The organism is Duganella sacchari (assembly GCF_900143065.1).
Lineage (GTDB): Bacteria > Pseudomonadota > Gammaproteobacteria > Burkholderiales > Burkholderiaceae_D > Rugamonas > Rugamonas sacchari.
This window is the reverse complement of sequence record NZ_FRCX01000011.1, coordinates 205,022-213,376: the sequence shown is the minus strand read 5'-3', so window position 1 is coordinate 213,376 and position 8,355 is coordinate 205,022. Positions and strand designations below refer to the sequence as shown.

The following is an 8,355-nucleotide window of genomic DNA, read 5'->3' as shown; positions in this document are numbered from 1 at the left end:
GGCATCGCTACGCCACGGTGGTACTGGACGCGGACACCCGGCGCGTGATTTGGGTCTGCGAAGGGCGTAGCCGGGAGGCGATTCAGCCCTTTTTTGCCTGGTTAGGGCCAGAGCGTTGCCGGCGCATCCGGGCCGTGGCCATGGATATGAATACGGCCTTCGATTTGGAGGTCAAGCATCATTGTCGAAGGGCCAAAGTCGTCTATGACCTGTTTCACGTCATCGCCAAATATGGCCGCGAGGTGATCGACCGGGTACGGGTCGATGAGGCCAATCGGCTGCGCGACGACAAGACTGCTCGCCAGTATGTGAAGCGGGCACGTTGGCTACTGCTACGCAATCCGGGCAACGTGCCGGCCGACCAAGCACCAAAGCTGGCCGAACTACTCGCGGCAAACCAAGCTCTGATGACGGTCTACGTGATGAAGGCAAGCTTGAAAGAACTTTGGCAGCCCACCGATCCTTGGCGCTGGCGTGCTGCCTGGCGCACTTGGCAATCGATGGCTTTAAGCAGCGCCATCGAACCGCTGGTCCGCTTTGCAAAACGCCTTGCGCTGTACTGGCGGGGCATCTTGGCCCGCATGCGCTGGCCGATGCACACTGGACAGCTGGAGGGAATCAACAACCGGATTAAGGTGATGAAAAGGATGGCCTATGGCTACCGCGACTCTGATTTCTTCTTCCTGAAGATCAAAGCCGCGTTTGCCGGTAATCCGTGAAGAACCAAAAAAAAACCCGCGACCACACGGTGCGGGTTGAATTCCAATGTTCAGCGAACGGTTGGAGGAGACAGTTCCTACTATACCCCTCCTTATGTTGCACTGCAATACCGTAGAATTACGTTGTCATTATAATCATCTTCTTGAATACTCAAATCCTCATTTGGCGGGCAGGGCCAGCGTGAAGGTGCTGCCGTGGCCAAAGTCGCTCTTGAAGAACAGCGAGCCGCCAATCAGGTTGGCCAGGTTCTGGCACAGGTAGAGGCCCAGGCCCGCGCCTTCCGCGTGGCGCGTGGAGGTTGAGTCCAGCTGCGAGAAGGCCTGGAACAGTTTGTTCTGGTCTTCCTCGCGGATGCCGGCGCCGCTGTCGGCGACGGAAAATTCGATGAAGTGTTTGCCGCCTTCGGCCGGCTGCTCGGTCAGCGTGACGCGCACGGTGCCCGCTTCGGTGAACTTGATGGCGTTGTTGCCGAGGTTGAGCAGGATCTGCGTCAGCGCGCGGCGGTCGGTCTCCAGCACGATGGAGGGATCGGCCAGCTCCATTTCCAGCTTGAGGTTTTTTTGCGCGGCCAGTGGGCGCAGCGTGTCCACCACATCCTTGACCACTTCCTGGCACTGCACGGTTTCCAGTTCCAGCGTGACCTTGCCGGCTTCGATCTTGGCCACGTCGAGGATGTCGTTAATCAGCGAGAGCAGGTGGCGCGCGCTGGTGCGGATGGTGTTGAGCTGCTTGTCCTGCTCCGGCGTCAGCGGGCCGGGGAGCTTCATGAGCAGCGCGCCGGTGAAGCCGATGATGGCGTTGAGCGGCGTGCGCAGTTCATGCGACATATTGGCGATGAAGGCCGACTTCATGCGGCTCGCTTCCGCCAGCTCCAGGTTCTTCAGCGCGATTTCGCGGTTGATGGTTTCCAGTTCGCCCGCGTGGTGGGCCAGGCGCATATTGAGTTCGATGACCTGGCGTTCGCGCGCCTGCAATTCGCTGTTGACCTGCACTGCCTGTTCGTAGGTGGAGATCAGCAGGTCGAGGATCTGCTGGCGGTCGGCGTTGATGAAGTGCTTTTGCTCGCCCAGATACAGGGCAATGCCGATCTCCATGTTCTGGTTCTTGCGCAGCTTCTGGTTCATCAGCATGTGGCCGATGCGATTGAGCAGATAGTCTTCCGCATACGGCTTGCGGATGAAGTTATCGGCGCCGCATTCGATGCCGCGGATGATGTCCTTCGGATCCATCAGCGAGGTCACGAGGATGACCGGGATGTCGCGCAGTTCGGGATCGGCCTTGATGGCGCGGCATAGCGTATAGCCATCCATCTCCGGCATCACGATATCCGACAGCACCAGGTGCGGCTTGTGTTCGCGGATCGCTTCCAGGGCCAGACGGCCGTTGGACGCCACGCGCGCGTTGTAGCGCATGGACTGGATCAGACGTCGCAGTCGTTCAGCCTGGGTGGGGCTGTCTTCAACGATCAGGATTTCGATTTCATCAGGCTGTATTTCGTAGCTGGTGTCCACAGACCACCCTCCTGGTACATAGTTAGCTATACAGACTATATCGGATTTAGCCCTTCAAGGCGAACTTTCCTGTCCCTGGAATCCTCCGGTGCGCCAGGTCAGCACCAGCGTGTCGCGATGGCCATGCGCCACCAGCGGCTGGATCGGAGTGGATTCATGGATGACAGTTGCGTCATCGAGCAGCAGCATGGTCCACGGCGCGGTCATGGTGAAACGTTTGCCATTCGGGCCATCGGCTTCAAACACGCGCGTCTCGCCGCCCTTGATGCCTTCACGCGCGACCAGCAGCACGGCGACGAAGTCCACGCCGTCACGGTGCGCGCCTTCCGGCGTCGGGCGGCCGATGCCATCGGTGGTATCGATGCGGAACTGGTGCGCCTCCACATACCACGGCGCCGGCTGGTCGGCGGCGCTGCTGCCGCGTGCTGCGCTGCACACCTGGCCGATGGCGGTAATCAGCGCTGGCCATGCGGGCAGGGTCACGGTGGCCGGCTGCACCGGCTCGAACAGGCGGTGCATGCCGCCGTGCAGCGCGTTGTATTCCAGCGGCTGCCAGTGGGCGCGGTGCGCCGTTTGCGTCAGCTGGCGGCCATCCTGCACGAAGCAGGAGTGGCGGCGGCGACGATAGCGGCCGCCGTCCTTGAGATAGTTGTCCAGCTCCAGCGCGTCCCAGCTCGGAATCAGGTCATTGAGCGCGGCCAGCGGCAGGCCGGCCAGCGCGGCCACGTCCTGCGGTTGCAACAAGGCGTAGCCGTTCTGGCGCAGCGCGTCGGCCGCATCGGCCAGCGGCGTGTAGATAGGTGTGGTCATCGTACTAGGGTTAAGCGGAGGCGTTCATCAGGCTGGAACGCAGTTCATCGAGTTGCTGTTTCATGCCGACGATCTGGTCCAGCGTGCATTGGGTCGCTTGCAGGATGGACGGCGGCAGTTTGGCGGCTTCATGGCGCAGTGCGTCGCCGTGCGGGGTCAGCTTGATGATGACCTGGCGTTCGTCGTTGGCGGCGCGGGTGCGGGTCAGCAGCTCGGCCGCTTCCATGCGCTTGAGCAGTGGCGTCAGCGTGGCCGAATCGAGGAACAGGCGTTCACCCACTTCCGACACGGTGAGTTCGTTTTTCTCCCACAGCACCATCATCACGAGGTACTGGGAATAGGTGAGGCCGAGGCCGCGCAACAGTTTGCGGTACAGCTTGCTCATGGCCAGCGAGGTGGAGTACAGGGCGAAGCAGAGCTGGGCGTCCAGTTGCGGGACGGCAGAGGTGGTGTGCGTAGATGTTTCCATGTTCCCAGTATAGGTAGCGCACTATATAATTGCAAGCTCAGCCGGGAAAAATAGTTTTGGCGGGCAATTCCGCTCGGTTTATGATGGTGGTAAGCACACACGGGGGAGTAGCAGCAGATGAATGTCAAAAAGGCCACCGTCCTGATCGTCGATGAAGCTGCCGACAACCTGATCCAGATGCACGGCATGCTGGAGGATCAGTACGAAGTGCGGCTGGCCAACAGCGGCCGGGCGGCGCTGGATCTGATGCAGCAGGTGCCGCGCCCGCATCTGGTGGTGGTGGATGCGGACCTGGCGGGCCTGGACGGCTACAGCGTGTGCCAGCAGCTCAAGTCCAGCCCGGACACCGCCGACATTCCCGTCATCGTGCTGCAGCGCGCACCGGCCGAGCAGCGCGCGCTGGATGCCTGCGCGGCCGACGTGGTGCCCAAGCCGGTTATTGGCGAGGTGTTGCGCGCACGCGTCGACACCCACCTGCAGCTGCGCCACTTGCGCGAGCTGCTCAAGCAGCAGCGCAATCTGCTCGAACACGTGGTGGAAGAGGTCACGCTGGAACTGAGCCAGATGCTCGACGCGATGATCTGGGCCATGGCCTCGCTGGCCGAGACGCGCGAGTACGAAACCGCCAACCACCTGCGCCGCGTGCAGCATTATATGGCGGCGCTGGCGCGCCAGCTGCAGCACCACAAGCGCTTTGAGGAAGAGCTCAGCGACGCCAACATCAAGGCGCTGTTCAAGGCGGCGCCGCTGCACGATATCGGCAAGGTGTCGATCCCGGATGCGATCCTGCTCAAGCCCGACCGCCTGACTGACGAAGAATTCGCCATCATGAAGAAGCACACGGTGTATGGCCGTGACGCCATCGTCAATGTCGAGAATGCGCTGGGCTATACCAACACCTTCCTGCGCTATGCGCGCGAGATCACCTACTCGCATCAGGAGAAATACGACGGCTCCGGTTATCCCGAAGGCCTGCGCGGCGATGCGATCCCGATGTCTGCCCGGTTGATGGCGGTGGCAGACGTATACGACGCGCTGATTTCCAAGCGCGTCTACAAGCCCGCCTTCACCCATGAAACCGCGATGGAGATGATACGGCAGGGAAGCGGCGAACACTTCGACCCGGACGTGGTGGACGCCATGCTGACGGTGGAGGAGGAGTTCATGGCCATCGCCGAACGTTACAGCGACCCCGCCTGACCATGCGCGGGCGCGGCTACCTGGCTTTCTTTGTCGGGATATGCCTGACTGCCTGGACCTGTTTCTTCGTCATGGAGGAGCAGCAGAAGCAGCAGGTACGCGCCAGCTTCCAGCGCGACGCCGAAAAGGTGGCGCGCGATACCCAGAGCCGGCTGGCGATTTACTTCGACACGCTGCACGGCATGAAGGGCATGTACGCCGTCAACGACCGCATCGACCGGCTGCACTTTCACCGCTTCGTCAACGAGCTTAAGGTCGAGCGGCGCTATCCGGGTTTTCAGGCGCTGCAGTTTGTGCGCCTGGTGCCGGAGGCTGAACTGCCGGCGTTTGTGGAGCGCGTCAAGCGCGACAACAGCATCGAGCCGCAGGCGTATCCGGATTTTCGTGTGCATCCCGCCAGCCGCCGGCCGGTGCACTACATCATTGAATACACCGAACCGCTTAAAGGCAATGAGAGCGCCTTCGGCCTGGACCTGTCGGCGCTGTCGCCGCACCTGAAGGCGCTGGAGCTGGGCCGCGATAGCGGCGAGATCGTTGCCACCATTCCCATCACGCTGGTGCAGGACGCCAGCGGCGGCGAGCCAGGCTTTGTCGCGCGCGCGCCGGTCTACCGCAACGACATGCCGCGGGAAACCACGGCGCAGCGGCGCGAGGCGCTGGTGGGCTTTGTGGCGATTGTCTTCCGCGTCAATACGCTGATGCGCGAGGTGATCGATCCGACGCTGCTGGAACATCTGCATGTGCGTATCGAAGACGCCGGCCTGCTGAACGGCAGGCCGCCGGAACCCGGCGACGACACGCTGCTATATGACAGCGACGGCAAGGCCGAGACGCATCAGGAGCGCGCCGAAGTGGTGCCGGGGCTGGTCACCAGCACGGCGCTGCCGGTGGGGCAGCGCAACTGGATCATCAAGTTTGAAGGGCGCTCGGGGACGCGCTATGGGCGCTCGCAGCTGCCGGTGCTGCTGATCGGCGCGGTGGGCGTCATCATCAGCGCGCTGATCGCGGCGCTGCTGGTGGCCAACCGGCGCGAATCCGCCGCGCGCCACGGGCTGGAGTTCAGCCTCAAGGAGCTGGAGCTGCAAAAGAATAATGTGGAGCTGGCGCGCGGCGATCTGGCGCGCGTGGTGGCGACGCTGAAGCAGGCGCAGACCAATCTGCAAACCTCGGAGAAGATGGCGTCACTGGGGGCGCTGGTGGCGGGCGTGGCGCATGAACTGAATACACCGATCGGCAACAGCCTGCTGACCGCCAGCGCGCTGGGCGACATGGTGCGCGACTTCGAACGCCGTCTCAAGGCGGACGGCGGCTTGAAGCGCTCAACGCTGGAAATGCACATGGCGGAGGCACGCAAGGCCTGCGACATCATGACCAACTCGCTGACGCGCGCGGCGGACCTGATTACCTCCTTCAAGCAGGTCGCGGTGGACCAGGCCAGCGGCCAGCGCCGCCGTTTCCGTCTGGATGAGGTGCTGCACGATACGCTGGCGACGTTCGCGGCGCAGCTGCGTCGCGCCGGCTGCGCGGTGACGGTGAATGTGCCGGCCGATATCGTCTTCGATTCCTACCCCGGCAGCTTGAGCCAGGTATTCAGCAACCTGATAGGCAACGCGCTGCTGCATGGATTTGACGGCCGCGAATGCGGCGCCATCACCATCAATGCAAGGCGCGAGGGGAATGATCTGGTGGTGCTGGAACTGAAGGACGACGGCGTCGGCATGAACGACGTGGTGCTGCACAAGATCTTCGACCCCTTCTTTACCACCAAGATGGGCCAGGGCGGATCAGGCCTGGGAATGAATATTGTTTATAACATTGTCACCAGCGTGCTGAAAGGGACGATACGCGTGGACTCCATGCCAGCGGCAGGCACCGTGGTGACACTGGTGCTGCCGCTATGGCCCGAGGAGCAGGCGGCCTACGCCGCGTAGCGCTGGCGCAGCAGGGCCAGCATCGCCACGTTGAGTTCCCAGGCGTTCGAGACTTCCTTCTGCGTGTAAGGCAGGGTCTGGGTGTAGGGCACGGGGCCGAATTCCGGCGTCAGCGTCATGCGTTCCGCACCGGCGGCGCGGCGCAGGCGGATCACTTCATCCCACCAGCTTAAATGCGCTTCCAGTGCGGCCTGCGATTCCGGCGCGCGGAAGTCGGCAACCTGCGGCCCTTGGGCGTGGCCCACGCGGGCGTGGATGTGGCGCACGTGCGGCAGGGTCTGGGCCAGCGTTTCCGGCTGGTCTTCCAGCAGCGATTCGCAGGCGCAGCACCAGTGCGACAGGTCAGCGGTCAGCTGCAGGTCCGGCATCTGGCGCAGGTAAGGCAGCAACAGCATCGGGTGGCCGCTGAAACGGCTGCGGTGGATCTCGTGATAAATCGGCACGCCGTGCTGGCGCGAGATGCCGGCGGCAAGGTCCAGCAGTTCGCGGTTCTGCTCCGGCGTGTAGTAGTCCTTGCCGGTGTGCGAGTTCACGTGCAGCGGCTTGACGGCGCAGGCGTTGTGCAGCAGTTCGGCCAGCGCTTGCTTGTGCGCGTCAAACGCCGGATGGAACACTGTCTCCCACTGCGCCACGATCAGGCCCAGGCCCGCATCGGCGATGCGGCGCACCCATTCGTCGCGTGCGGCCACGTCCAGCGGCAGCGACATCTCGATGCCGTCGAAGCCAGCAGCCTTGACGCGGTTGATGAAGACCTGTGGTTCCAGCTCGTTGTTGCCCCAGTGGGCGGCGAAGATCTGGATCTGCATTACAGGAAGCCTCGCGCTGGCAGTTTGTCGTCGCGCTGTATCCAGTTTTGCGGCGAGTAGCGGGTGGCGCCATCGGTCACGTGCAGCGTGTAGGCGTGGCGCGAGACTGGCGAGCGGTTCGGCGCGCTGTAGTGCGGCAGCAGACCGTGGAAGCAAACCAGGCTGCCGGCCTTGCATTCCAGCGGCACGGCGGTACTGTTGTCCGGCCAGGCCAGGTCGCTCAATTTTTCCATCTCGACCTTGTCGCCATTGCGCAGGAAGCGTTCGCGCATCGGGCCGCGATGGCCGCCCGGTTCGGCCCACATGCAGCCGTTGTCCAGCGTGGCGTCTTCCAGCGCGAACCAGAAGGTGGTGACGCTGACGGGATCGGTGTCGAAGTAGGTGGCGTCCTGGTGCCAGCGCACTTCGCCGCCGATGCCGGGCTGCTTGAAGATGTACATCGATTGCCAGACTTTCGGATCGCTGAGGCCCAGCTCACGTGCCAGCGTTTCCAGACGCGCGTCCGCAGTGAAGGCGCGGAACGCCGGGTCGAGGTCGTGCATGGCGTGGCCGATCTTGTTGATCGACAGTTCCTTGGCCTGTTTCAGCTTGCCGTCCGGGCCGAAGGCTTCTTCTTCAAAGAAGCAGCGCACGGTGTTGTCGGAGCCGAGGAAGTAGTCGTCGGTGGTCTTTTCCTGTTCGATGGTGCTGAAGATGCCGGATTGGGCGCCCGGGTCAAAATCGTTGACAATCTGTGCAGCGCGGGCGCGCAGGGCGGCGATCTCTTCCGGGCTTTTGAAGCCAGGGATGACGATGAAGCCATCGTGTTGGTATTGTTGTTTTTGTGCTTCTGTCAGCATGTCCAGCTCCCGGGGGAATAGTCGATGGATGACATTTTACGGGGCGGCCCACCGCGTCACAATCCGCAA

The 8,355-nt window shown here is 62.7% G+C and carries 8 protein-coding genes; 3 read left to right on the top strand and 5 right to left on the bottom strand.

Translation table 11 applies throughout. The annotated features are described in order from the left end of the window. Nucleotides 1–719, top strand: a 719-nt coding sequence (locus tag BUA36_RS23165) for an ISL3 family transposase (protein WP_139260673.1), incomplete at its 5' end; no start/stop codon positions are given. 159 nt (nucleotides 720–878) lie between these two features. Here the strand turns inward: BUA36_RS23165 and BUA36_RS23160 are convergent. The 3 genes from BUA36_RS23160 to BUA36_RS23150 are packed head-to-tail and all read right to left on the bottom strand — an operon-like array spanning nucleotide 879 to nucleotide 3,510. Next, complete coding sequence (locus BUA36_RS23160) at nucleotides 879–2,231, bottom strand: hybrid sensor histidine kinase/response regulator (RefSeq protein ID WP_072787885.1); 1,353 nt, start codon at nucleotides 2,229–2,231, stop codon at nucleotides 879–881. Between the two features lie 54 nt (nucleotides 2,232–2,285). After that, complete coding sequence (locus BUA36_RS23155) at nucleotides 2,286–3,041, bottom strand: 2OG-Fe dioxygenase family protein (protein WP_072787883.1); 756 nt, start codon at nucleotides 3,039–3,041, stop codon at nucleotides 2,286–2,288. A gap of 10 nt (nucleotides 3,042–3,051) precedes the next feature. Further along, nucleotides 3,052–3,510, bottom strand: coding sequence for a MarR family winged helix-turn-helix transcriptional regulator (locus BUA36_RS23150; protein ID WP_072787881.1), 459 nt, complete (start codon nucleotides 3,508–3,510; stop codon nucleotides 3,052–3,054). A gap of 117 nt (nucleotides 3,511–3,627) precedes the next feature. On the opposite strand from BUA36_RS23150, the gene BUA36_RS23145 reads away from it, so the two are divergent. After that, the gene (locus BUA36_RS23145; RefSeq protein ID WP_072787879.1) at nucleotides 3,628–4,710 is read left to right on the top strand and encodes an HD-GYP domain-containing protein; all 1,083 of its coding nucleotides are present in this window, start codon (nucleotides 3,628–3,630) and stop codon (nucleotides 4,708–4,710) included. Nucleotides 4,711–4,712: 2 nt separating this feature from the next. Then, on the top strand, nucleotides 4,713–6,641 hold the full coding sequence (locus tag BUA36_RS23140; RefSeq protein WP_072787876.1) for a CHASE domain-containing protein: 1,929 nt from the start codon (nucleotides 4,713–4,715) through the stop codon (nucleotides 6,639–6,641). Here BUA36_RS23140 and BUA36_RS23135 read toward each other — a convergent pair. After that, nucleotides 6,629–7,447 carry a sugar phosphate isomerase/epimerase family protein gene (locus tag BUA36_RS23135; RefSeq protein ID WP_084560306.1) on the bottom strand — a complete coding sequence of 273 codons (819 nt, stop codon included), beginning with the start codon at nucleotides 7,445–7,447 and terminating at the stop codon, nucleotides 6,629–6,631. The two genes, BUA36_RS23140 and BUA36_RS23135, sit on opposite strands and share 13 nt — an antisense overlap. Continuing rightward, the gene (locus tag BUA36_RS23130) at nucleotides 7,447–8,286 is read right to left on the bottom strand and encodes a phytanoyl-CoA dioxygenase family protein (RefSeq protein ID WP_072787874.1); all 840 of its coding nucleotides are present in this window, start codon (nucleotides 8,284–8,286) and stop codon (nucleotides 7,447–7,449) included. The genes BUA36_RS23135 and BUA36_RS23130 overlap by 1 nt, the downstream gene beginning before the upstream one ends. Nucleotides 8,287–8,355 lie beyond the last annotated feature (69 nt).